20 protein-coding genes are annotated in these 23,496 nt (G+C 68.9%); 10 read left to right on the forward strand and 10 right to left on the reverse strand.

The window, feature by feature from the left end:
- Positions 1-33 precede the first annotated feature (33 nt).
- Positions 34-2,037 carry a DNA topoisomerase (ATP-hydrolyzing) subunit B gene (gene gyrB, locus ACVBEQ_RS12345; RefSeq protein WP_447153379.1) on the reverse strand — a complete coding sequence of 668 codons (2,004 nt, stop codon included), beginning with the start codon at positions 2,035-2,037 and terminating at the stop codon, positions 34-36.
- 777 nt (positions 2,038-2,814) lie between these two features.
- Between gyrB and ACVBEQ_RS12350 the strand changes: the two genes are divergently transcribed.
- Positions 2,815-3,522, forward strand: a complete 708-nt coding sequence (locus tag ACVBEQ_RS12350; protein WP_447153380.1) for a hemerythrin domain-containing protein — start codon at positions 2,815-2,817, stop codon at positions 3,520-3,522.
- A 55-nt stretch (positions 3,523-3,577) separates the two neighbouring features.
- Here ACVBEQ_RS12350 and ACVBEQ_RS12355 read toward each other — a convergent pair whose 3' ends face one another.
- A complete protein-coding gene (locus ACVBEQ_RS12355; protein ID WP_447153381.1) occupies positions 3,578-4,219 on the reverse strand; it encodes a DciA family protein in 642 nt (213 codons plus the stop codon).
- A gap of 145 nt (positions 4,220-4,364) precedes the next feature.
- Here ACVBEQ_RS12355 and ACVBEQ_RS12360 point away from each other — a divergent pair, with 145 nt between their 5' ends.
- Positions 4,365-6,398 carry an acyl-CoA thioester hydrolase/BAAT C-terminal domain-containing protein gene (locus ACVBEQ_RS12360; RefSeq protein ID WP_447153382.1) on the forward strand — a complete coding sequence of 678 codons (2,034 nt, stop codon included), beginning with the start codon at positions 4,365-4,367 and terminating at the stop codon, positions 6,396-6,398.
- On the opposite strand, the gene recF is transcribed toward ACVBEQ_RS12360, so the two are convergent.
- The 3 genes from recF to dnaN all read right to left on the reverse strand — a co-directional run bounded on the left by recF (position 6,385) and on the right by dnaN (position 10,073).
- The gene (gene recF / locus ACVBEQ_RS12365; protein WP_447153383.1) at positions 6,385-7,587 is read right to left on the reverse strand and encodes a DNA replication/repair protein RecF; all 1,203 of its coding nucleotides are present in this window, start codon (positions 7,585-7,587) and stop codon (positions 6,385-6,387) included. The two genes, ACVBEQ_RS12360 and recF, sit on opposite strands and share 14 nt — an antisense overlap.
- A gap of 125 nt (positions 7,588-7,712) precedes the next feature.
- Entirely contained in the window at positions 7,713-8,642 is a 930-nt protein-coding gene (gene gnd, locus ACVBEQ_RS12370; RefSeq protein WP_447153384.1) for a phosphogluconate dehydrogenase (NAD(+)-dependent, decarboxylating), read from the reverse strand.
- A 201-nt stretch (positions 8,643-8,843) separates the two neighbouring features.
- Positions 8,844-10,073 (reverse strand): DNA polymerase III subunit beta, encoded by a 1,230-nt coding sequence (gene dnaN, locus ACVBEQ_RS12375; RefSeq protein ID WP_447153385.1) that lies wholly within the window; start codon positions 10,071-10,073, stop codon positions 8,844-8,846.
- Between the two features lie 758 nt (positions 10,074-10,831).
- On the opposite strand from dnaN, the gene ACVBEQ_RS12380 reads away from it, so the two are divergent.
- Entirely contained in the window at positions 10,832-11,941 is a 1,110-nt protein-coding gene (locus tag ACVBEQ_RS12380; protein WP_447153386.1) for a LacI family DNA-binding transcriptional regulator, read from the forward strand.
- A gap of 32 nt (positions 11,942-11,973) precedes the next feature.
- Here ACVBEQ_RS12380 and ACVBEQ_RS12385 read toward each other — a convergent pair whose 3' ends face one another.
- Together ACVBEQ_RS12385 and dnaA are read right to left on the reverse strand one after the other, a co-directional pair.
- Entirely contained in the window at positions 11,974-13,452 is a 1,479-nt protein-coding gene (locus ACVBEQ_RS12385; protein WP_447153387.1) for a Tat pathway signal sequence domain protein, read from the reverse strand.
- Between the two features lie 97 nt (positions 13,453-13,549).
- The gene (gene dnaA, locus ACVBEQ_RS12390) at positions 13,550-15,112 is read right to left on the reverse strand and encodes a chromosomal replication initiator protein DnaA (RefSeq protein ID WP_447153388.1); all 1,563 of its coding nucleotides are present in this window, start codon (positions 15,110-15,112) and stop codon (positions 13,550-13,552) included.
- Positions 15,113-15,613: 501 nt separating this feature from the next.
- Between dnaA and rpmH the strand changes: the two genes are divergently transcribed.
- The 7 genes from rpmH (at position 15,614) to ACVBEQ_RS12425 (ending at position 19,935) form a co-directional block, all read left to right on the forward strand.
- Complete coding sequence (rpmH, locus tag ACVBEQ_RS12395; protein ID WP_088287484.1) at positions 15,614-15,751, forward strand: 50S ribosomal protein L34; 138 nt, start codon at positions 15,614-15,616, stop codon at positions 15,749-15,751.
- A 26-nt stretch (positions 15,752-15,777) separates the two neighbouring features.
- Positions 15,778-16,158: a ribonuclease P protein component gene (gene rnpA, locus ACVBEQ_RS12400; RefSeq protein WP_447153389.1), complete on the forward strand. Its 381-nt coding sequence runs from the start codon at positions 15,778-15,780 to the stop codon at positions 16,156-16,158.
- Entirely contained in the window at positions 16,155-16,538 is a 384-nt protein-coding gene (gene yidD, locus ACVBEQ_RS12405; protein ID WP_447153390.1) for a membrane protein insertion efficiency factor YidD, read from the forward strand. The genes rnpA and yidD overlap by 4 nt, the downstream gene beginning before the upstream one ends.
- On the forward strand, positions 16,535-17,713 hold the full coding sequence (gene yidC / locus ACVBEQ_RS12410; protein ID WP_447153391.1) for a membrane protein insertase YidC: 1,179 nt from the start codon (positions 16,535-16,537) through the stop codon (positions 17,711-17,713). The genes yidD and yidC overlap by 4 nt, the downstream gene beginning before the upstream one ends.
- A 106-nt stretch (positions 17,714-17,819) precedes the next feature.
- Positions 17,820-18,410, forward strand: coding sequence for a Jag family protein (locus tag ACVBEQ_RS12415; RefSeq protein WP_447153392.1), 591 nt, complete (start codon positions 17,820-17,822; stop codon positions 18,408-18,410).
- A gap of 13 nt (positions 18,411-18,423) precedes the next feature.
- Positions 18,424-19,128 carry a 16S rRNA (guanine(527)-N(7))-methyltransferase RsmG gene (gene rsmG, locus ACVBEQ_RS12420; RefSeq protein WP_447153403.1) on the forward strand — a complete coding sequence of 235 codons (705 nt, stop codon included), beginning with the start codon at positions 18,424-18,426 and terminating at the stop codon, positions 19,126-19,128.
- A gap of 294 nt (positions 19,129-19,422) precedes the next feature.
- Positions 19,423-19,935 (forward strand): LURP-one-related/scramblase family protein, encoded by a 513-nt coding sequence (locus ACVBEQ_RS12425; protein WP_447153393.1) that lies wholly within the window; start codon positions 19,423-19,425, stop codon positions 19,933-19,935.
- A gap of 171 nt (positions 19,936-20,106) precedes the next feature.
- On the opposite strand, the gene ACVBEQ_RS12430 is transcribed toward ACVBEQ_RS12425, so the two are convergent.
- The 3 genes from ACVBEQ_RS12430 to ACVBEQ_RS12440 all read right to left on the reverse strand — a co-directional run.
- Positions 20,107-20,736, reverse strand: coding sequence for a hypothetical protein (locus ACVBEQ_RS12430; protein ID WP_447153394.1), 630 nt, complete (start codon positions 20,734-20,736; stop codon positions 20,107-20,109).
- The gene (locus tag ACVBEQ_RS12435) at positions 20,733-21,716 is read right to left on the reverse strand and encodes an SPFH domain-containing protein (protein ID WP_447153395.1); all 984 of its coding nucleotides are present in this window, start codon (positions 21,714-21,716) and stop codon (positions 20,733-20,735) included. Before ACVBEQ_RS12435 ends, ACVBEQ_RS12430 begins: the two co-directional genes overlap by 4 nt.
- A 125-nt stretch (positions 21,717-21,841) precedes the next feature.
- On the reverse strand, positions 21,842-23,496 hold a 1,655-nt coding region (locus tag ACVBEQ_RS12440), incomplete at its 5' end, for a LuxR C-terminal-related transcriptional regulator (RefSeq protein WP_447153396.1).

Consider the following 23,496-nt stretch of genomic DNA (forward strand, 5'->3'; position numbering starts at 1 on the left):
GCACGACTGCCTGGTCACGGTGGTCCTCCGGAGTCAGAAATCGAGGAATCGCACGTCCTTGGCGTTGCGGGTGATGAACGCCCGACGGGCCTCCACGTCCTCGCCCATCAACACCGAGAACAGGTCGTCGGCCTGCGCGGCGTCCTCGAGGGTGACCTGCAGCAGCAGCCGGTGCGCCGGGTCCATCGTCGTTTCCCACAGTTCCTTGGCATTCATCTCGCCGAGGCCCTTGTAGCGCTGGACACCCTCGTCCTTGACCAGCCGCCGACCCGCTTCCTCTCCGGCCGCGATCAATCCCTGGAGTTCGCGATCGGAATACGCGAATTCCTGCGCACCCTTCGTCCACTTCAGCTTGTACAGCGGCGGCTGCGCCAGATAGACGTGGCCGGCCTCGATCAACGGGCGCATGAATCGGAACAGCAGCGTCAGCAGCAGGGTGCGGATGTGCTGCCCGTCGACGTCGGCATCGGCCATCAGCACGATCTTGTGGTACCGCAGCTTGGTCAGGTCGAACTCATCGTGGATGCCGGTGCCCAACGCCGTGATCAGCGACTGGACCTCGGTGTTGCGCAGCACCCGGTCGATGCGGGCCTTCTCGACGTTGATGATCTTGCCGCGGATCGGCAGGATCGCCTGGAACATCGAGTCCCGGCCGGACTTCGCGCTACCGCCGGCCGAGTCGCCCTCGACGATGTACAGCTCGGACTTCGCCGGATCGGTGGACCGGCAGTCCGCCAGCTTGCCGGGCAGCCCGCCAATCTCCAGAGCCCCCTTGCGGCGCACCAGATCTCTCGCCTTGCGGGCGGCGGCGCGGGCCTGCGATGACGACACCGCCTTGCTGATGATGGTCTTCGCCTCGGCCGGGTTCCGCTCGAACCAGTCGGCGATCCAGTCGTTACACGCCTTCTGGACGAAGGACTTGGCCTCGGTGTTGCCGAGCTTGCCCTTGGTCTGGCCCTCGAACTGCGGCTCGCGCAAACGGATGGAGATGATCGCCGCGAGACCCTCCCGGACGTCCTCGCCGGACAGCGACGCGTCGTTCTCCTTGAGGAGCTTCTTCTCCTTCGCATACTTGTTCACCACCGACGTCAGCGACGCCCGGAATCCCTCTTCGTGGGTCCCGCCCTCGTGGGTGTTGATGGTGTTCGCGAAGGAATGCACGGACTCGTTGTAGGAGGAGTTCCACTGCATCGCGATCTCCACCTCCATCGTGTCGCCCTTGGCCTCGAAGCCGACGATCGACGGGTGAATCGGATCCTTGGTGGCGTTCAGGTGCTTGATGTAATCCACCAGGCCGCCCGGGTAATGGAAGGTCCGCTCGAGCGGCTTCCACGCCTTCTCGGGCTTCTCGCCGACCACCGGATCCGCCGCGGCGCCACTCTCGGCGAACTCGACGAGTTCACCGGCCCGCCGCTCGTCGCGCAGATTGATGGTCAGTCCCTTGTTCAGGAACGCCATTTCCTGCAGCCGCCGGGAAACGGTCTCGACGTTGTACTCGGTGGTCTCGAAGATGCCGCCGTCCGCCCAGAAGGTGATGGTCGTGCCGGTCTTCTTGCTCGGGCCCATGTCGTGCAGCGGGCTCGGCTTGGCGAAGTTGTAGGTCTGCTCGTAGGCCTGGCCGTCGCGGTGGATCTCCACGTCGAGCCGGCTGGACAACGCGTTCACCACGGAAATGCCGACGCCGTGCAACCCGCCGGAGACGGCGTAGGAATCGGAGTCGAACTTGCCGCCCGCGTGCAGGATCGTCATGACGACCTCGACGGTGGGCCGCTTCTCCTTCGGGTGCATCTCGGTGGGGATGCCGCGGCCGTTGTCCTCGACGGTCACTCCGCCGTCCGCCCGCAACGTCACGCTCACCGTGTCGGCGTACCCGGCCATCGCCTCGTCGACGGAGTTGTCCACGACCTCCCACACCAGGTGGTGGAGGCCGCGCTCACCCGTCGAGCCGATGTACATGCTGGGACGCTTGCGGACGGCATCGAGGCCCTCCAGCACGGTGATCGAGGACGCGCCGTACTCGTTCTTCTTTGCAGTCACGGATCTACTCGTCGCTCCTGTACTCGCTATACGGCCCGGACGCCGGACGCGGACCGTCGAATGCCGGCACCGGAGATCCGGGGGCATGCGTCGATCGGCCCGCTAAGCGATCGGGGGACACGTCTGCAGCAGGCCGGCAGAATGACGCCGGTCGTACCCATCAGCGGACCGATCCCGGATGGCGGTTGCCTGATCCGTTCGATCCGCCAGCGGAGCCCTCAGGGCCTATTGCGGACGTAACCTTCCCGAGTCTACCGGTACGCGCCCGCGAGGGAGGCCAAATACGGGCCCTGTGGATGCCGTGGCGCGATCGGCGGTCCGACCCGATAGTGATGGGCCGTGACGACGGGTCCGGGTGGCGCATTCCGGCCCTGGCAACGACGCCATCCGCCGGTTGCTTTCTTGTCTCGGCGCGACGGCTCGGGGAGCCTTCTGGCGCGCCGTTGCTCGCGGTACCGACGCCCTGCTCATGCTGCGAGGTGAGTAGGGCGTTGGCCCTTCGAGTGCCGTACGGGGACGAGAGCAATCGCTGACCCGTGCGGCAGCGCGTCCGGTGGCCTGACCGACGGCCGTGACCGACGGCCCTGACCAGTGGAAGGCGCACGCGGGTGAATCCCGCCACGTTTCCGGAGCGCCTCAGTCTGATGACGGCCACCTGCGGGTACACACGGGGTGCCGAGTCCGGCCCGTTCCCGCATGTCCCGCCGTCCTCGGGGTGGCCCGCCCGGCTCTGACCGCATCGATGAGAACTCCATCGGTGGAAAGGATGTCGCTCCCATGACGAGCATCGAACGCACTGCAGCCGTCTCTATGGGGGCCGCAGCGCTCGGGTCCAGCACGCACCGTCATGCGGTGAGCGACGCCGCCATCCGGCATGCCGTGCTGCGTGACGTCGACCGGCTGACGCAGGTGCTCGGCGAACCGGTCAACGACGTCCGGCGGACGGCGCTGGCGGGTCACATCGGGTTCCTGCTCGATCAGCTGCAAGCCCACCACCGCCTGCAGGACGAGGTGATCTGGCCGAGGGTCGGAGTCGCGCGCGCCGACCTCGCCGACGTCGCCGACCGGGTCCGGGTGGCGCACGCCGAGCTCGTCGAACCGTCCCGCACGCTCCGCCGGGTAGCGCAGCGGTGGACGTACGCCCCGGCGTCACGGCCCGACGTACTGGACGCCGTGATGGAGTTCGACGCGCGGCTGGACCCGGTGCTGGGCCAGGATGCCGAACTCGTGCCGCTGGCCCGCTCCGCGCTCTCCCCGCGAGAGTGGACGGAGATCGACCGGCATCTGCCGGCCAAGGGCGGCCCCACCCGGCGCGCCCGGCGGATGTTCTGGATGCTGGACCAGCTCGACCAGGAGGCCGCCGATGTGTTGCTGCAGCGGACCCCGCGAGCAGAGATGTGGATCCTGCGGAACGGCTTCAGCGGTGCGTACAACCGGTCGGCCTACCTGATGTGGGTGGGCGGCGGGACCGGTCCCGCGGTCTGACCCTCCGCGGTCTACCCCTCCGCGGTCTACCCCCGGCCTGAACCACGGAGTCCGGTCAGCCGTAGGTGTCCCGCGGCCCCCGGCCCGGGACGTGCCGGTAGCCGAACTTCCAGGACGGGCCGGCCGGTCCGCGAGCCCTGATCCTGACCACCGAACCATGCCCGACCTCGGCGTTGATCTTGCGCAGCAACTGCGGGGCGAGCATCCGGATCTGGGTCGCCCAGGCCGTCGACTCCGCCTGCACCACCAACTCCCGCTCGACCAACGAAACCGGGGCGCAGTGGTCGGCGACCTCCGCGCCGACGATCTTGTCCCACTGCGCGAAGAGGCTGGCCTTCTTCAGGTCGTCGGCCGCACCCGATGACGCCACCCAGGTGCGCAGCGTCGCGGCGAGCGGTTGTGGGTCACGCGAATCCGGACCCGACCCTGACCAGCGACGACGTTTGAGCTTCCCGGCCCCGCCCCGCTGACCGACCGGGGTGCGTCCCGCCGCCTTGCGCCGGGCGGCGGTGCTGGCGCGCGCGCTGGCCAGCGCCTCCCGGGCCAGGTCGGCGCCGCGCGGGGGGCCTGGGGCGGGCTGTTCCCGATCGTCACCGCCGTCCATCGAAACGCCGTCTTTGAAACCGCCGTTCATGGGACCCCCGCCCGTGGAGTCTCCGGCCGTGCCGTCATCGGGACCGCTGTGGCTGCTGCCCATGCCGGTCATTGTTGTTCATCGAACGAGCGCATCAGCCGTTGCCAGCGCCTATCGGCCGACACCCTGCCCAGGCGTGGCGCGAGCCGCGTTGCCAACCGGCGTGATCCCACCGCAGAATCAACGGCATCGAGGGGATCGGGGTTGCATGGGCATCGTTGTCGGATTCATTCCGTGGATCATTTACTGGATTCTGGTCGGCAACATCCCTTTCACCACCGCCGTCACCGTGGCATTCGGGGTCACGCTGCTGATCCAGTTGTCGCTCCGGCTGCGTCACCGGCCGCAACGAACCCTGGACATCGGCAACCTCGCCGTCTTCGCCGTGCTCATGCTGGCGGCCTACCTGGTCCCGGACGCGGTCCTCGAACGCTGGCTGCAACCGCTGAGCAGCCTCGGGCTGTTGCTGATCGCCCTGGGCGGGATCCTGGTCGGCCGGCCCTTCGTGCGGGAGTACGCCGCTGATTCGGTGGACGAGGCGACGGCGAAGACGCAGGGCTTCCGGACGATCACCCTGGGCATGACGTGGATGTGGGTCGGCGCTTTCGCGGTGATGTTCGTGTCGTCGATGATCCCGCCGATCGTCGACGGTGACGCCACCATCCTGGACATGGACGACCCGCTGTCCATCGTCTGCTACTGGGTGATCCCGTTCACCGCACTGGGCATCGCCGGCGCGATCTCCGCCGCGTTCCCGCCCTGGTTCGACAAGCAGTCTGCGATCGTCGACCGCCGCACGGCGGCCGCAACCGCCACCATCGCGCACCAACCGGTGCCGCCCGCCGACATCGGCGGGCTCACCATCAACGCCCCGGCGGACAGCCGGCTGGACGAACCGTTCGGGGTGTCCGTCGTCGGTGGCCGCGCCGGGTCCAGGGTGGAAGTCAGTACCACCGGTATCGACCTCTACGGCCGGCGCTGGCGGTCCAGGGCCGAGTTCACCGTGCCCAACACCGGCGTCCTCGATCTGGCAACGGCGGAGCCGGAGAGCGTCGACGGGCAGGATCCGGACTGGTCCACCGCGGACGGCAACGCTCCGCTCTGGGCGATGCGCTTCGACGCCGACGAGACCCCGGAGATGTTCGTCCCGCCGGCCGAACCGTGGCAGCTGACGGTGCAAGCGAGCGGTGTCGGCGCGGTCAACTCCACCGACAGCGGTACCTCCGGCCGTCCGGTCGCGGGGCGGCGGACAGTGCTCCGGCGGACCGGTGCGGCGGGCCTGCGCTACGAACCGGTGTCGATCGGTGGACTGCCCGGGCTGCTGCTGCTCCCCGCCGGCCGCCCGCCGGACGCGGGGTGGCCCGCCGTTGCCTGCTTCGGCGGTTCCGAGGGTGGCTTCGAATCGCAACTGTCGAACGCGGCCGTCCTCGCGTCGAACGGATTCGCCGCCCTGGCGCAGTCCTGGATCAGCGAGCCGGACGCCGGCGAATCGGTCTGCCGGGTGCCGCTGGAGCGCTTCGCCGCCGCGCTGACCCTGGTGCGCCAGCATGACGACGTCGACGCCACCCGGCTCTCGGCGATGGCGATCTCGCGGGGCGCCGAGGGCCTGCTCGCCGCGGTGAGCACCGGACTCTGCCCCGACCTCCGTGGCCTGGTGCTGGTCAGCCCGAGCAGCGTGTCCTGGCAGGCCCTCGGCGCGTCCGGCGAGGTACCGGACACCGCGTCGTGGCTCACTGGTGGGAACCCGCTGCCCTGGGTGCCGCTGGCGAGCGGCGTGCTGATGCGGCAGATCATCCGCAACGCGTGGACCGTCGGCCGGGACATCACCCAGCAGCGACCCACGCTGCTCCGACTCCGGCCCGCCTACGAGGCGTCGCTGGTCGCGGCCAGGCTGCTCGACAAGTACGACCGCCCCACCGCCGCCGAACCCGCCGAGCACCCGGCCCTGCTGAACGCGGCAGCCGTGCGCTGCCCCGTGATGATGCTCGCCGGGAATGACGACCAACTGTGGCCGTCCGTCCAGATGGCCAGGATGCTGTCCGCCCAGCGCGCGGCCGCCGGTCTGGACGCGGGCGACGACTGTCGGGTCTATGACGGGGCCGGCCATCTGATCAGGCTGGGCCTACTGCCGACCGATGCTCCGTGGACGAACGGCATCGCGTTCGGTGGCTCCCGCGAGGGGCTGGCCAAGGCACAGGCCGACGCGACGGCGGGGGTGCTGCGCTTCCTCAGCCGGGTGTGATGCCGTCGGGGGTGACGGTGTCGGGTGTAACGGTGTCGGGTGTGCCGGTGTCGGGCCGGATGCCGTCGGGGGTGATGCCGTCCGGGGTGACAAGCAGTCGCTCCCCGCCCAATGCGGCCGGCACATCGGCCTGCACGGCGGCGGTGATCAGCACCTGGTCCGCGTCCGCCACCAGAGCGGCCAACCGCTCCCGCCGGGTGACGTCCAACTCGGCGAACACGTCGTCGAGCACCAGCACCGGGTCGACGCCGTCAGAGCGCAGCAGTGCGAACGCGCCGAGCCGCAGGGAGAGCGCGAACGACCACGACTCACCGTGCGAGGCATAGCCTTTCGCGGGTCCGCCGGCGAGCAGCATTTCCAGCTCGTCGCGGTGCGGGCCGATCAGCGAGATCCCGCGGTCCAGCTCGCTGCTCCGTACCCGACCCAGTTCGGCCAGCATCGCAGCGTGCAGCACCTCGATCCCCGGGACGCCCGGGTCGTCGGGAGTGAGCGGGATGCTCGACCGGTAGACGACGTCGACGAGCTGGTCGCTGCCGGCAACGTCGGCGTAGGCGGCCTGCACGTGCGGGCGAAGTTCCGCCACCAGCCCCAGCCGTGCGTGCACCAGTTGAGCGCCGACCTCCGCCAGGTGTTCGTCCCAGACGTCGAGGGTTGCGAGGTTCCCGCCCGACCGCCGCGCCGCACCGGCCGTCTTGAGCAGGGCGTTGCGTTGTTTCAGGACGCGGTCGTAGTCGGCTCGGACCCCGGCCAACCGGGGTGCCCGCATGATGAGCACCTCGTCCAGGAACTTGCGCCGCTCGGACGGGTCACCGCGCACCAGGGCCAGATCCTCCGGCGCGAACAGCACCGTCCGCAGCACCCCGAGGATGTCCCGTGCCCTGGTCAGCGGCGACCGGTTGATCCTGGCGCGGTTGGCCCGGCCGGTGGTGATCTCCACCTCGAGCAACAGCTCCCGGTCGTCGGACACCACCGCGGCCCGGACCACCGCCCGCTCGGCGCCGCGGCGGATCAGCGGCGCGTCGGAGGCGACCCGGTGCGAGGACAGCGTGGCCAGGTAGCCGAGCGCCTCGACGAGGTTGGTCTTGCCGGTGCCGTTGCGGCCGATGAGCACATTCACCCCGGGGTGCAGTGGCACCTCCGCCGCCGCCCAGGACCGGTAGTCGCTGAGCGACAGGTGACGCGCGAACACCCGGACCGCTACCCCTCGTTGTTGTTGATCATGGCGAAACTCGCACCAATCGGCCGCGACACGCCGGGTTGACCGCGAGTTCCGCCATGATCAACTTCCGTCCAGGCAGGCGCTCGCCCGGAACCTCAGCTCACCGGGATGGTGCCCGTGGTGCCTTCCTTTCCGACAGCGTGCCCGCCGAACTGGTTGCGCAGGGCGGCGACGACCTTCATCGCCGGCGACTCGTCCTGCCGGGACGCGAACCGGGCGAAGAGCGCCGAGGTGATCACCGGCATCGGGACCGCGTTCTCGATAGCCGCCTCGATCGTCCACCGGCCCTCGCCGGAGTCCTGAGCGTAGGCACGGATGTCCGCCAGGCCGGGATCGTCCTTCAGTGCCAGGACCAGCAGCTCCAGCAGCCAGGACCGGATGACGGTGCCCTCCTGCCAGGAGGCCATCACGGCGTCCGGGTCCGGCACCATGTCGACGGCTTGGAGCAGCTCATAGCCCTCGCCGTAGGCCTGCATGATCCCGTACTCGATGCCGTTGTGAACCATCTTCGTGAAGTGCCCGGCACCGGTCGGACCGGCGTGCACGAAACCGCCGTTCGGCGGCTTGAGGCTGTCGAAGATGGGTTGCGCCACGGCGACGGTCTCGGCGTCGCCGCCGACCATCAGGGCGTAGCCCTCGGTCAGGCCCCAGACACCGCCGGAGACGCCGACATCGAGGTAGCGGATGCCCTTCGGTGTGAGCGAGATGGCGTGCTTCTGGTCGTCGGTGTACCGGGAGTTGCCGCCGTCGATGATGATGTCGTCGGCCTCGAGCACCTCCGCGAGCGACACGATCGTCGCCCTGGTCGGCTCGCCGGAGGGCACCATCACCCAGACGACCCGCGGGGCGGACAGCGCCGCAGCCAGGGCCTCGAGGGAATCCACTGTCCGCGGGCTGTCCGGGTTGCGGTCGTACCCGACCACCTCGTGGCCGTCGCGGCGCAGCCGCTCGGCCATGTTGCCGCCCATCTTGCCCAGTCCGATGAGGCCGATCTGCATGCTCTTTCCCCTCACGACGCTGCTCATTGACGCTGCTGGTTGACGCTGCCGAGTTGAGACTGCCGATGTGACGTTGCCGATTGACGTGCTGACCAAGTGAAGATCCGTTGCCTGCCGGTACCCAGCCGGGCGGGTGGCAACCGAATCCCAACACACCGGATCCCTGATCCCCACGGGTGACGCGGCCGAACATGGCGCACGAACAATCGGCAACGGCCGGAAGAACCGTCAGCCGGGCAGTCGGGCGGGCATCACCAGGTAGCGGTACGCGGAGTTGGCGCTGCCGGGTGCGCCGTCCGGGCCGTTGTCCGCGGCCTGATCGCCCGCGGCAGAGCCGGTCCCGCCGTTGCTCTCGCCGTCACCGGTGATCGGCACCAGCAGCGCCGGCCGGGCGGGCGTGGTGAAGGCCAGCCGGACGGAATCCGAGTGGACGACACCGAGGCCGTCGAGCAGGTAGGTCGGGTTGAACGCGATGAGCAGCTCGGCTCCGTCCACCGAGGCGGGCAGGTCCTCTTCGGCGCGTCCCTCGTCGTCGCCCCCCGCGGTCAGCGTCAGCGATCCTTCGCTGACCTGCATCCGCAGGTGGTGGCCGCGATCGGTGACCAGCGCGACCCGCTTGATCGAGTCGCCCAGCTCCGACACCGGGATGTCGACGGTGGTGGTGTGCGAGGACGGCAGGAGCGACCGGTACTTGACGAATTCGACGTCGAGCAGTCGGACCGTCGTGCGGCGGCCGCCGGCCTCCAGACCGAGCAGCCCGTCGCCCAGCGCGATCGTCACCTGGGCGGCGCCGCCGAGGGTCTTGGCCGCATCGGCCAGGGTCCGGGCCGGGACGAGCACCGCGGTGGACATGTCCGGCTGATCGGGGATCCAGTTCAATTCGCGCACCGCGAGCCGGAACCGGTCGGTGGCGGCCAGCGTGAGCGTCTCGCCCTCGATCTCGACCCGGATGCCGGTCAGCATCGGCAGCGTGTCGTCGCGACCGGCGGCGACCGCCGTCTGGGCGACCGCCTCGGAGAACACCGCGGCGTCGACCCGACCGGACGAGGCCGGCATCTGCGGCAGCGGCGGGTAATCCTCGACCGGCATGGTCGGCAGGGTGAACCGCGCGGAGCCGGCGATGATCGACACCCGCGGCCCGTTCACCGTCAGGTCGACCGGCTTGGCCGGCAGTGAGCGGGTGATCTCGGCCAGCAACCGTCCTGACACCAGCACCCGCTCGGCCGCGGGCTCGCCGTCCGGGCCGTCAGGCGCCGAATCGGCCAGCGTCTCGAGGGTGTCCACCGAGACGGTCGCCCTGGTCGACACCTCGTAGTCGAAGCCGGCGACGGTCAGGGTCGAGCCCCTGACCTCGAGCAGGATCCCGCCCAGCACCGGCACCGGCGGCCGCGTCGGAAGGGACTTGGCCACCCAGGCGACGGCATCGGCAAGGTCGTCACGGGCGACACGGAACTTCATCGAGAAGACCTCCACGGTCGCTGCTCTGCACAGATCGGTCGATAACGGGCGTTCGGAGCGCGGCGGCGGGCTGTGACGGAGCACCGGGATCGGTGCTTGTCGTCGGGGGCTTCGCACGGCAGCGGGCGTCCGAGAGTACGACGACAAGGCACGTCACCGACAGTCGGGGTGGTTGACCGGTCGGTTCCCGGTGTTCCTGGTGCGTGTCTTTCAGGGGTCAGGTCCGGCCGATCCGACGGTCTCCGATGCGGGTTCTCCCCAGCGGTACTTAAGAGCAGAGCTCTGGAAGAGATAAAGCAGTAGCAGTAGTAAGCGGTGTGGACAGTGTGGATGGACGTCAATGTCCGCTGGTGAGCGTGCGTGGCGCGCACGTGGACAACCAGGGTGGCTCCTGGGGACGCCTTGGCGAGGGTGTGGATCGATGACGGGATGACAAGTTGTCCCCGTTGGTTACCCCCAGCTGTCCACATGGTTGTGCACAACATGTGCATGGGTAAGGGCCAACGTGATGCAACCGTGATCAAAACGGACAAGTCCGCACCGAAAGAGTCGATTTTCGTCGGTCGTCGGTGTGCACAGCGCACACCATGACCGTTGGTAGGGCCAACCAGGTGTTTCCGTCCGTTGTTAGCATTTTGATCCGGGGATGCTGCCCGACAGGCTGTAAGCCGTTGAGCGAGATCGATTTTCGGGACGCCTCGGTGACCGATTGCGGCGCCGCGGCGACGTGCACGAAGGATGCTCGGGGAGGGCAGTCGATGACGACCAGGGTCACGCATCCACGACTGTCCGGGGCCCGCCCGAACCTCGAGCAGGTCGGTGCCCACGCCGGAGTGTCCCGGGCGACGGTGTCGCGGGTGGTCAACGGATCGACGACGGTGGCCGCTGATCTGCGTGCACGGGTCGAACGGTCCATCGTCGAACTGGGCTACCAACCGAACAGGGCGGCCCGAACCCTGGTCACCCGCAACACCGACACCTTCGCGCTGGTCGCCTCCGAGTCTGATTTCAGGGTGTTCGGGGATCCGTTCTTCAGCGGGATTGTCCGGGGGGTCATGCGCGAGATGGGTGCGGCCGACGTCCAGGTCGTGCTGATGATGGCGCAGTCCGCGAAGGACCTGAACCGGGTCGAGCGGTACGTCCGGTCCGGTGCCGTCGACGGCGTGCTGTTGATCTCCGAGCACTCGTCGGCCGACCCGCTGCCGGCGGCCCTGCTCGCGGCGGGGGTTCCGCTGATCATCGGCGGCCGTCCGATGAACCCGAAGCTGGATGTGCCGTACGTGGACAACGACAACGTCGACGGGGGGCGGCTGGCGGCCCGGCACCTGCTCGCGGCCGGCCGAACCGTGATCGGCATCCTGTCCGGGCCGGAGGACATGTGTGCGGGGGTCGATCGACTGGCGGGTTTCCGGCTCGGTCTCGGCGCAGCCTTCGATCCTGCCCTCGTCGAGTACGCCGACTTCACCCAGGAAGGCGGCGAAGCGGCCGCCGAACGCCTGCTGGCGCGCACCCCGCACCTGGATGGGCTGTTCGCGGCGTCCGACCTGATGGCTCTCGGTGCGTTGCGGGCCCTGCGCCGGGCGGGTCGGCGCGTTCCGGACGACGTCAGCCTGGTCGGATTCGACGACATCGAAGTGGCCCGGTCGGCGGCGCCGCCGCTTACCACCGTCCGGCAATCGACCGTCCTGCAGGGCAGAACGATGGCTCGCATCATGCTGGCCCGGACCCGACCCGGCTTGTCCGACCGGGACGACAGCGACCGGGACAGGGACCGGGACGACAGTGCTGGCCATGACAATGCTGCCGGCCCGACGGGCAGTGACCGGGTGGTCCTGCCCGTCGAACTGGTGGTCCGCGAGTCCGCCTGAGTTCCCTGTCCCGCTCTCAGCTGTCCACAGGGTCAGAGTTCGCCGTACTGCATCGGGTTGGCCCGGGCGGCGGCCATCAGGTACCAGGCGGTGGCTCCGGTGTGCTGCACCCGGAAATAGCCGAACCCGAAACCCGAGTCGATCAGGCTGGATGCGGCGACCACACCCCCGCCATCGGCTAGCTCCGTCCCGCCGACGTGCTGCTGAGTGCCCACCGCAGAACCGAACCCCAAGGATCTCTGTGCGATTCGAACCTGCCGGAGGATGGCGTCGGCACGGAGCCTGTCCCGGCGGCCGCCACGATCGGCCAACGAGGTGGCCAGTTGAGCGGTGCCCTCCAACCAGACACCCCGCTGATTGACCTGGATGCCGTTGTAGCTGGCGGTGGACGTCTTGCTGGCCGAACTGAAGGTCACCCCCGAGATGGTCACGCCCGGCGGCACCTGGGAATTGGCGGCCGTCGCGTCGTCGGTGACGGCCAATGCGGAGCCGGCCCACTCCAGGGCCCGCGAGTAGCGCCGGTCGCGCAGCGCGAGCCAACTCCAGGTCTGCGGGTCCAGCGGCAGCGGTGTCGGATTGATCGTGTCGCCGTCGTTCGAGCCGGTGAAGAAGTAGCCGCCCTGCGCCGACCACATGCGGTCCACGAAGCCCCGGGCCCTTGTCGCGGCGGCCCGCCAGCGGGCATCGCCGGTGGCCTGCCGGAGCTGGCCGAAGAACGAGACGCAATCGATGTTGTGCTCGGTGGAGACGTTCGGGATCGAGACGTTGCTCCCGTTGACACCGAAGTTGAATCCGCCGAGCGACCCCGGTGACGTCGCGTTGGTGACGATCCACTCGCCGATCCGGACGGCTGCATCGAGGTACTTGCGACGCCGGGTTCGACGGTACAACTGGACGAGGGCGATGCCCGGCCAGGCCATGTCGCCGACGGCGGTGCCGAGGAAACCGAATTGAAAGCCGATGTTCGCGTTGCCATCGGGCAGCACGAATCCGTAGGGCTGCGGGATTCCGTCGTAGAACACGTACGGACCGACGTTGTAGCCCTGACGCAGCCGCCCGTCGTCGTAGCCCGGGTCGTTCTCCTGCGCGTAGACGATCCCGTCGCCCATCGTGCGGGCGAGATCGAGGCTTCGCCGCCCACCTGTCAGCGCCGCGCATACCGAGAGCGCGACGTCATAGATGAACGCCGTAGAGAACAATCCGAGCTCGTCGGCGTAGCTCTGCGGGAGCCGCGGGCCGGGGTTGACCGCCGGATAGGCGTCGGTCATGGTCCGGAGGAACGCCATGGCGCGGTCCGTCGAACCACTGCCGTGACGGGCGCCACCGGTCCGAGCAGCCGTGGGGGCGCTCGTGGTGGCAGCGGCTGCGGCGGGGGTGGCCACCAGTCCGCTGCCCAGCACGGCGGCACCGGACACCCCGGCCAGGAACAGCCGCCTCGAGAGCCCGCCGGAATCGCCGGCCGGGAGTTGGTCGTGGTGCGACAGGGAGGTCGCCGTTGCGCGGTCGTCCATCAAGACTCCAGTGGCTTGGGGTGGGAGAGCGCTCTCTGACAAGGGAGCGTGCCAGCCGGCCGGTGGTTGGTCAAGGGTGCGCGGGAAGGACTACCGCTCAGTGCCGGACCCGCTGCCGGACCCGCGCCGTCAGCTCCTGGACGTGGTCATAGGTCTGCCGGCGCTGGGCCAGTTCGGTGCGGATCTTCTTGGCCGCGTGCATGACGGTGGTGTGGTCGCGGCCGCCGAAGGTCTGACCGATCTTGGGCAGCGTGAGGTCCGTCATCTCCCGGCACAGGTACATGGCGATCTGCCGGGCGGAAGCGATCTGCTTGGTCTTCACCGGTCCGCACAGTTCGTCCAGCGTCACCCCGAAGTACTCGGCGGTGACGGCCATGATCGTCGCGGCATCGATGTCGTTGGCGACCGGATCGCGGATCAGGTCGCGCAGCACGATCTGGGCCAGCGCGAGGTCGACCGTCTGGTTGTTCAGCGACGCGAACGCCGTCACCCGAATCAGCGCGCCCTCCAACTCCCGGATGTTGCGCTCGATCCGGCTGGCGATGAACTCCAGCACGTCGTCGGGCGCATTCATCCGGTCCAGCGCCGCCTTCTTGCGCAGGATGGCGATCCGCGTCTCGAGCTCCGGCGGCTGGATGTCGGTCGTCAGGCCCCACTCGAACCGGGTCCGCATCCGGTCCTCGAGGGTCTCGAGCCGTTTCGGCGGCCGGTCCGAGGAGATGACGATCTGCTTGTTGGCGTTGTACAGCGTGTTGAAGGTGTGGAAGAACTCCTCCTGGGTGCCTTCCTTGCCCTCCAGGAACTGGATGTCGTCGACCAGCAGCACGTCGACGTCGCGGTAGCGGCGCTGGAAGGCCACCTTCCGGTCGTCACGCAGCGAGTTGATGAAGTCGTTGGTGAATTCCTCGCTGGAGACGTAGCGCACCCGCATCCCCGGGAACAGCCGCTGCGCGTAGTGCCCGATGCCGTGCAGCAGGTGTGTCTTGCCCAATCCCGATTCGCCCCACACGAAAAGCGGGTTGTAGGCGACGGCGGGTGCCTCGGCCACGGCGACCGCGGCCGCGTGTGCGAACCGGTTGGACGCACCGATGACGAACGTCTCGAAGGTGTACTTCTCGTTCAGCCGGGTCTGCGACGGGTTCGGCGGCGCGTGGTCGCGGCGGCCGGAGTACGTCGGCCAGATCGCGGTGACCGCGGCGAGCGCATCGGCTTCCTCGTCGGCCTCGTCCAGGTCGTCGCCCTCGCCGAGCTCGGCCGCGGCGCGTTCGCTCATCGGGCCCTGGCCCGGGCGCTTCATCGCGCCGTCGCTGTTCACGCCGTAGGTGACCGAACCGTTGACGAACCGGTCCGGCGGCAGCCGCCGGTCGCTGGCCGGCGGCATCGGAGCCATCGCCCCGTCCTCGCTGACCGTCACCGCGAGATTGATCTGATGGCCCAGTCTTTCGGACAGCGCACTGGTGATCGCCTCACGCAGGCTGCGTTCGATCGCCTCTTTCGCGAACTCGGTCGGTGCGGCGAGCAACGCCGTCGAGCCGAGCAGACCGACCGGCACCGTCAGCGACAGCCAGGCCCGTTGCTGCTGGCTCAGGGTGGCCTCGAGGTCGGCGACGACTGCCTGCCATTCCGGCTTGAGTCGGTTCTCCGCTTCCTCGACAGCCACGCGTCAACCCCTTGCCCCGTCTGCCTCCCCCGTCCGCCGTCCACAACAGTTGTCCACAGGTGTGGATAACGGAAGCGACGGTAACGGCCCGCGTCGCTCCATGAGCAGGCGCAGAAGGTGCCGGGGGACTCGGTGATTCCGAGCCGTGCGAAGCCGGACGCTAACAACTTTCCTGTTCTTCCCACAAGGCCGACTGCTCAGCGGTACAACAGGTTCGGCGTGTCGGAGTGCCCGGCAAGGTCGCCGGCTGCTACCGCTGGTTTGACCCTTCAGCGCCATGGTCCGTACCCTGGGAACATCCGGCGTATCCCGGTCGCTTTCTGCTGCCCGTTACCCAGGGCCTGCTCGGCATCTCTGCCCGGTAGATGGAATCCATCCCCGATGGGTTCCGCGGTGCGATCCGGGTGCCACCGGCGAAGCACCGCACGACCTGACCAGCACCACCCGTGACCTGCACCGTTCCAGCATTCTTGAGCATTTCCAGACAGTGGAGAGACAGCCGTGAGCAAGCGCACCTTCCAGCCGAACAACCGCCGCCGCGCGAAGACCCATGGGTTCCGGCTGCGGATGCGGACCCGTGCGGGCCGCGCCATCCTCGCCGCCCGCCGCCGCAAGGGCCGCGACGAACTGTCGGCCTGAGCCCGACGGCCGGCCGGAACACCGTCATGCTGCCCGCAGGTAATCGACTGCACACGTCGGCCGAGTTCGCCGCCGTGGTGCGCTCGGGACGCCGCGCGGGGAGCCGCCACCTGGTCGTGCACCTGCTGCACGGGCAGGGTTCCGCCGCGCCCAGGGCAGGTTTCGTCGTCTCGGCCAAGGTCGGCAACGCGGTCGTCCGGCACCGGATCACCCGCCGGCTGCGGCCGATGGTGCGCCGCGAGCTGGCGCATCTGCCGGCCGGCACCGACGTCGTCGTCAGGGCGTTGCCGTCGGCGGCGACCGCTGCCGGCAAGGACCTCGACCGCGATCTCCGCTCGGGTCTGGCGGCCGCGGAACGCAAGTGGGCCGGTGCCGCGGTACCCGCCCGGTCCGGCGCGCCGTCATGACGTCCATCGCCGCGAAGGTGCTGATCGCCCCGATCCGCTTCTACCAGCGGTTCATCACCCCGTACACACCGGCGACCTGCCGGTACTACCCGACCTGCAGTGCCTATGCCGTGACGGCGCTGCGCACCCGTGGCGCCGTCGTGGGCACCGGGCTGACGGTGTGGCGGTTGCTCCGCTGCAATCCGTGGAGCGACGGGGGCATCGACCACGTCCCCGCCAAGGGCGAGCGGCGAGCACGGGAACGCGACGAGCCTGCCGGGAGTTCCCCCACTGTCTGCACCGCCACTGTCTGCACTGCGGAACCCCGCGCTGCCGGCACCGACCTTGACGCGCCGCAGTCCGCGGCCGCGGAACCGATGACCGGGAGATCTGCCGCGTGACCTTCAACTTCTGGTCCCTGGACTACATCTACTACCCGATCTCCGGGATCATGTGGGTCTGGCACAAGATCTTCGGATCTTTCCTAGGCCCCGACACCGCCCTCACCTGGGTGCTCAGCGTCGTCTTCCTGATCTTCACGCTGCGCGCGATCCTCTTCAAGCCCTTCATGAAGCAGATGGACTCGCAGCTCAAGATGCAAGCTGTCCAGCCGCAGATGAAGAAGCTGCGGGAGAAGTACAAGGACGACAAGCAGCGGCTGTCCGAAGAGATGATGAAGCTGAACAAGGAGGCGGGGGTCAACCCGCTGGCCTCCTGTCTGCCGGCGTTGATCCAGGCGCCGGTCTTCATCGGTCTGTTCCACGTGCTGCGGATGTTCCAGCCGGTCAACGATGGGCCCGGCGGCCCGGGCGTGTGGTTCTACCGGGACAGCGTCTACTTCTTCGGGCAGGCCGACGTCGTCTCGATGGGCAGCGCCAAGCTGCCCGGCGGTGCGCCGCTGGTCGGCTTCATGACGATGCCGCTGGACCAGCTGACCTTCATGGCCGGCGATCGCGCCGCGATCATCTGGTGGGGCATCCCGCTGACGATCCTGGCCGGCATCGCGACCCACCTGACCAGCCGCCGGTCTGTGGCCCGCCAGCGCGAGATGAACATCGACGCGTCGAGCCCGCAGACCGCGATCATGAACAAACTGATGCTCTACATGTTCCCACTGTTCGTCGTGGTGGGTGGTCCGTTCTTCCCGCTGGCCATCCTGTTCTACTGGCTCGCGAACAACTCGTGGACCTTCGGCCAGCTCTGGGTGGCGCACCGCATGCAGGACAAGCGAGCGCTCGCCAAGGCCCAGGTGGTCGAAGAGGTCAAGGACCTCTCGAAGTTCTCCACGCCGCGGCCCGGTGCGAAGCCCAAGCAGGTCACGAACCGGCCGGTGATCACACCGTCCAAGGTGGGCGACCCGAACGGCACGGTGACCGGGAACGGCTCGACGACCGGCTCGACAACCGGGAGTGGCGGACCCAGTCTGACCAAGGGCGCCAAGCCGACCGCCGGGTCCTCACCCGCACCGCCGAAGGGTGCTCCGAAAGCAGGCGCGAAACCTGCGCCGGGCGCCAAGCCGGCACCGGGCGCGAGACCGCAGCGCACGCAGAAGAAGAAGAACTCCGGCCAGCGCTGATCGCCGCCCTCACCCGGGCGTGCCGGTGCGATGCACGGAGCCCGGGTGACCATGGCCGCGCGATCGCCCACCACAGACGAGTAGCACAGAACCAAGGGGAGAACCGATGACCGAGAATGCTGTCAACCTGGCTGTCCAGGACGAGTCCGAGCCGGCGACGGCCGAGGGCTCCGACTCGTCGGCCTCGTCCTCGGAGGCTCCCGAATCTGCGGCCCGCGGTGGGATGAGCAAGCACGACCTGCTGGTGGCCGAGGGTGACGCGGCCGGCGACTACCTCGAGCGGCTGCTGGACATCCTCGACTTCGACGGCGACATCGACCTGGACGTCGAGGGTGAGCGCGCCGTCGTCTCCATCATCGGCGACGGTGACGTCGACCGGTTGGTGGGCGATCACGGCGAGGTGCTGGACGCGCTGCAGGAGCTGACCCGGCTGGCGGCGATGGCCGAGACCGGACAGCGCTCCCGGCTGATGCTCGACATCGCCGGCTACCGGGCCCGGCGTCGCACCGAGCTCGGTGAGCTCGGCAAGAAGACCGCCCAGCAAGTCGCCGAGTCCGGCGAGCCCGTCCGGCTCGCCCCGATGAATCCGTTCGAGCGCAAGGTCGTGCATGACGCGGTCGGCACCGTGGACGGCGTGACGTCCTCCAGCGAGGGCGAGGAGCCACGCCGCCGGGTCGTCATCAGTCCCGCCTCCTGACGCTCCTTCCGTGGTGAGCGCCAGCGCCGACCCGGATGCCGGGGCAGCCGACCTCGAACCCGAACCGGCCGCGGCGGCCGCGCTCTTCGGTGACCGCGCCGAGCTCGCGCGCCGGTACGTGCACTCGTTGGCCACCGACGGCGTCGTCCGGGGGCTGATCGGTCCCCGGGAGCCTGCCCGGCTGTGGAGTCGGCATGTGCTCAATTCCGTGGTGATCGCCGAGCTGATCTCCGCCGGCTCGTCCGTGGTGGACATCGGCAGCGGGGCCGGCCTACCCGGAATCCCGCTCGCGATCGCCAGACCGGACCTCACGGTGACGTTGGTGGAACCGCTGGAGCGCCGGGTGCGATACCTCGTCGAGACCATCGAGAGCCTCGGCCTGGGCAACTGCCGAGCGGTCCGGGGCAGGGCCGAAGAGGTCATCGCCGAGTGCGGCAACGCGGACGTCGTGACCTCGCGGGCGGTCGCGCCACTGCACCGTTTGGTGACATGGTCGGCCCCGCTGGCCCGGGACGGCGGGCTGGTGCTGGCGATGAAGGGCGAGAGTGCCCGCGAGGAGCTGGACCGGGATCGCACCGCGGTCGCCCGGGCGGGACTGGCGGATCCGGAGGTTCTCGAGGTCGGTGGCTCCGAGTCGGTTTCGCCGACGTACGTCATCCGGGCCCGTCGGGTGGTGCGCCCGAAACGGTCGGCGGGTCGTCGGCGGACGGGCCGCTGAGCCGGCCGGCCTCGCAGCGCGCGCTTGTTGCAAGGGCCCGGCCCTATTCACCCGAATCAGGTGATGCCGCGATATCAGCGCCGCCGGACGATGGGGCCCGGACAGAAAGAGTCTCCGTCATGCCTGCTCAACGTCGCGCTCGGCCCGACGACCGTCGATGCCGCGTGGTGATCGCCGCCCCGCCGCGCTGCTCCGCAGTGCGGCCCGTCGCTGGCCCGCTCGAGTTCTGCCGGGCCGTGCGGCCGGGACTGCATGCCGTCAGCGCCGGTTCGGCCGGCTTTCGAAAGGGATTCCATGAGCTTCCGTGATCGCCGCCGTGCCCACAATGAGGCGAACCGGTACCAGATGCGCGAGAAGTGGATGTCGATCGGCGACGACTCGTGGATCGAGAACGAGAACGGCGACAAGGTCTACAAGGTCAACGGCAAGGCCGCCAGAATCCGTGAGACGTTCATTCTCGAAGACACCAACGGCAACGAGATCGCCAAGATCCAGGAGAAGAAGCTCAGCATCCGGGACAAGATGAAGATCGAGCTCGGGGACACCGAGGCGACGGTGCACAAGGCGCTGATCGGGCTGCGGCACCGGTTCGAGATCGACGTCGACAACGGTCCGGACATGAAGGCGCACGGCAACTTCGTCGACCACGAGTACGAAATCGAGCGCGACGGCGACACCGTGGCGACGATTTCCAAGAAGTGGTTCAGGGTTCGTGACACCTACGGCATCGAGATCGCGGCCGGGCAGAACGACGCGCTGCTGTTGGCGATCACGGTCTGCATCGACGAAATGACCGACGGAGACTGACTGCCCCCCGTTCAGCGCACCCGCTCCATCACGCCGTTCTCCAGTCCAGATGGCTGTTGCGGTCGTTCCCGGGCAACCGGGGCGACCGGAACCGCCATGTCGATTCTTTGACGGTCGCGTTTTCGGACAGCCAGGGATTTCGGACGGCCAGGGATCTCGAGGCGGGGCGGGTCAGGCAATCGGGAGGTCGGCCAGTCGGGTCGCCGCCACCGCGACCGTGCCGATCGCAAGGATGATCAGCAGCACCCGCGCCGGTTTGTAGCGGAACGATGACGTCACACCAGCGAAGAACAGGGCGACCGCCAGCAGGATCGTGGTCAGGACGTAGGAGTCCGCGGTGTTGCCGGCTGTCTGGCTGGCTGCGTTGGAATCCTCGGCCTTCTTGGTGGCCTCGTTGTACGTCTTGAACTGCGCGTCCAGGTACTCCGGGTCGGTGAACAGGCTCGTAGGAGTTCCACCGGCGGCGACCTCGGCCTGCCACTCCTCCAGCAGCGGCAGGAATTCCGGGCGGACCAGGGTCTTCTTGTAGAAGTCGGCGAGCCTGGTGTTCCCCGCCTGGACCGCCTGCGCGTACTGCGCGACGAGACCGGCGTCGTAGGCGACCTTCTGGGTGGCAAGGCCGAAGGCCCTGGCCGCCTCCACCCGTTCGTCCGAGGACGTGCGGGCCAGGTCGGTCTGCACGCCGTTCCAGGCCGACGACTGGTAGCCGCACCATGCTGTCCCCAGGGTGGTGACCGCAAGCAGCAGAACCGCGATGATCTCCAGCAGCCGGTCCCCCCGGGAGGTCGTGCCATCGCTCACGACGGTGCTCCCTGGTCACCCGGCTGGGTGGCCTGTTCGGCGAGCGCTGCACGGTCGGCCGCCTGTGTCGCCGGGTCGAGGCCGGCTGCGCCGACACCGGCGACCGGTGATCCCGGACCGGCCCGGAGCGCGACGTTCAACGCGGCGGTCCGCTGCACCAGATCGCGCCACAGATCGGTTTCGCGGTAACGCCATGCGCCTTCACTGGGAGCGCTCATCTTGTCCTGGAGGTCGGCGTCGTTCATCGCCCTGACCATTCGGGTGGCGGCCTCGGCCTGCTCGCGTTCGAGTTCGTACCGCGCCCGGACGGTCGCCTGGATCACCTCGCCGGTGCGGCCGAGATCGACCGTGCCGAGAACGACGGCGGTCACCTCGATACCGTCCGCCTCGAGCGCGGCGCCGATCTCTTCGAGCAGCTTGTACTGGCAGGCCTCGCGCGCGGGGCCGAAGAGGCTGTCCACACCGAACGAAGGATCACCGAGCGCGCGCGCGGCCGCTCGCATGCTCTCGTCGCGGACGATGCCGAAGACGCCGTTCGGGCCGAACCGTTCGTGGACGCGCCGCAGTTGCTCGGGCATCAGCCGGAACCGGATCGTGAGCGAGACCGTCGCGGTCGACCGGTCACCGAGCGCCACCTCCAAGGCAGGTCCGGTGCGCTCGAGATGCTGCGAGCGGCGCAGCGCACCGGTGGCGTCCACCGCGTCGCGGGTGCCGAACACGGTGGCTTCGGTGTCCGGTTGCGAACCGGCCCGGTAGGCCATCTCGACCGACGGGTACTCCTCGACCATCCGGCGCCGCAGGGCGGGCACGAAGTGCGGCCCCGGGAGCAGCACCGTGTCGGTGGCGCGGCCCTTGACCATCACCAGGCCGAGACTGCCCGACGGCACCCTCACCAGCGATTCCGCGATGACTACCCAGATCAGGATTCCGATCGCAGGGATCAACAGAATCAGCAGGATGATCCACGCGATGGTGCTCATCCAGGTCCCCTCCGGTGCAGTCGTCGCCCACCGGTTGACCGGTCCGCGTGGTTCAACCTAGGACCGGGCAGCGCCCGGCGCCTCACCCTTTGTAGACGAAGCTGATGTCGGGTCAGGTGATCCGCTCACAGCAGGCCGCTCGTCCTTGCCCGTTCGACGGCGTCCCTACGGTTCGCGACCCCGAGCTTGCGGTAGATGGCCCGCAGATGTGCCTTCACCGTGTTGACCGAGACGTACAAGTCGTCGGCGATCTCACCGGCTTTGAGCATCGTCGGGAGATAGTGCAGGACGATGGTTTCCCGCTCGGTCAGCGGGTCCATCATCGGCTCAGAGCCGTTGTGCGATTGGCCGTTCCGGTGGCCGGCGGTCGGTCTGAGCAGCTCGACGAGCTCCGCCGCGAACGCGTCGTGCCGGCCACCGAGGTTGCGGTAGCGGATGAGCAGTTCGGCAATGCGCCCGCCGATCAGCACGAACGGCCGTTTGATGCCCTCGTTGAACGCCAGGTCGATCGCGAGCGTGACAGCAGCCAGCGCCGCGGAATCGCGGTGCCCCCGGTCCGCGATCAGGGCTTGGAGCAGGGCCGCCGAGATGGCCGGTTCGAGAACCGGAGGGGCGGGTCGCAGCAGGGGTTCGATGCACAGCTGAGCTGCAGGCATGTCTCCAAGTGCGATGCGGGCGCGGGCGAGCGCCACCCGCTCCCAGGCCGAGGGCGGGTCGTCCCCGGTGCCGGGTCCGATGATCCGGTCGACTGCCTCCGCCGGCCGGCCCGCAAGGAGCAGAGCCTCGGCGCCGGCGACGCCGCTCCATCGGCGAAGGAGCGGTGCCGCGTCGGGCGTCCGCGCCAGACCATCGACGGCTCGCGCGTCGGCGGTCAACGCGGCAGTCACATCCCCGCGCCCGACGGCGACCTGCACAGCGGCGACGGCGAGCGCGAGCCGCAACGCACGGTCGGTGTCCTTGCCGCCCGCCGCGAGCCCGCGGCTCACCCACCTGGCCGCGTTCTCGACGTCATGCCGGCTCGTATCGACCAAGGCAAGGGTGAGGACCGCGCCGAGCACCTGCGGTTGTGATCGCCACCCGCGCCGGTCCGCGAATCGCAATGTCTCGGTCGCCCGATTGTGCGCAGCGGTGCAGCGACTGTGCAGCGCGTCGATCAACGCGACGTGGCTCATGGCGTTGACGTGCGGCAGCAGCAACCCGAGTTCGGCGGCCTCGCGCGACATGTCGACCAGCGTGGCAGCCGTGTCCGGGCGGATTCCCGTCCATACCTCGGCACCCGCGCGATTGACCAGAGCGACCGCTCGGAATCCACGCCCGGTCGGCAGTTCCTGCGGCGGGGTGCGGTCGATGATGGCGAGGGCATGATCGGCCAGCTTCCAAGTGCCGGCACTGTCACCCCGCACCCGTGCCGCGGCCAGTTCGAACAGGGCGATGAGGATTTCCGCCGCCGCCCGGTCATCACCGGCGGTGTCGAGAAAGGCCTTCGCATCTGTTGCGTCGCGCAGCATCGCGCCCATTTCCTGCCGGTGGTAATGACAACCGGCCGCCGCGAGCAGGCTCGTCAGCGATGGGTTGTCCGGCGCGGTCCTGGCCAGCGGCTCGATGGCGGCGGCCAAGGCGGGTCCTTCGAGTGACAACACCCGAACCAGAACCGACAGCAGCGTCCGACCCGCACCCTGCAGATCGTTCGCGAGAATGGAATGGCGGATGGACTCGATCGGCTCCCCTTGAGCAAGCATCCACTGAGCGGCCCGACGGTGCATTTCGACCGCGGTCGACG

This window comes from Nakamurella sp. GG22, assembly GCF_052976845.2.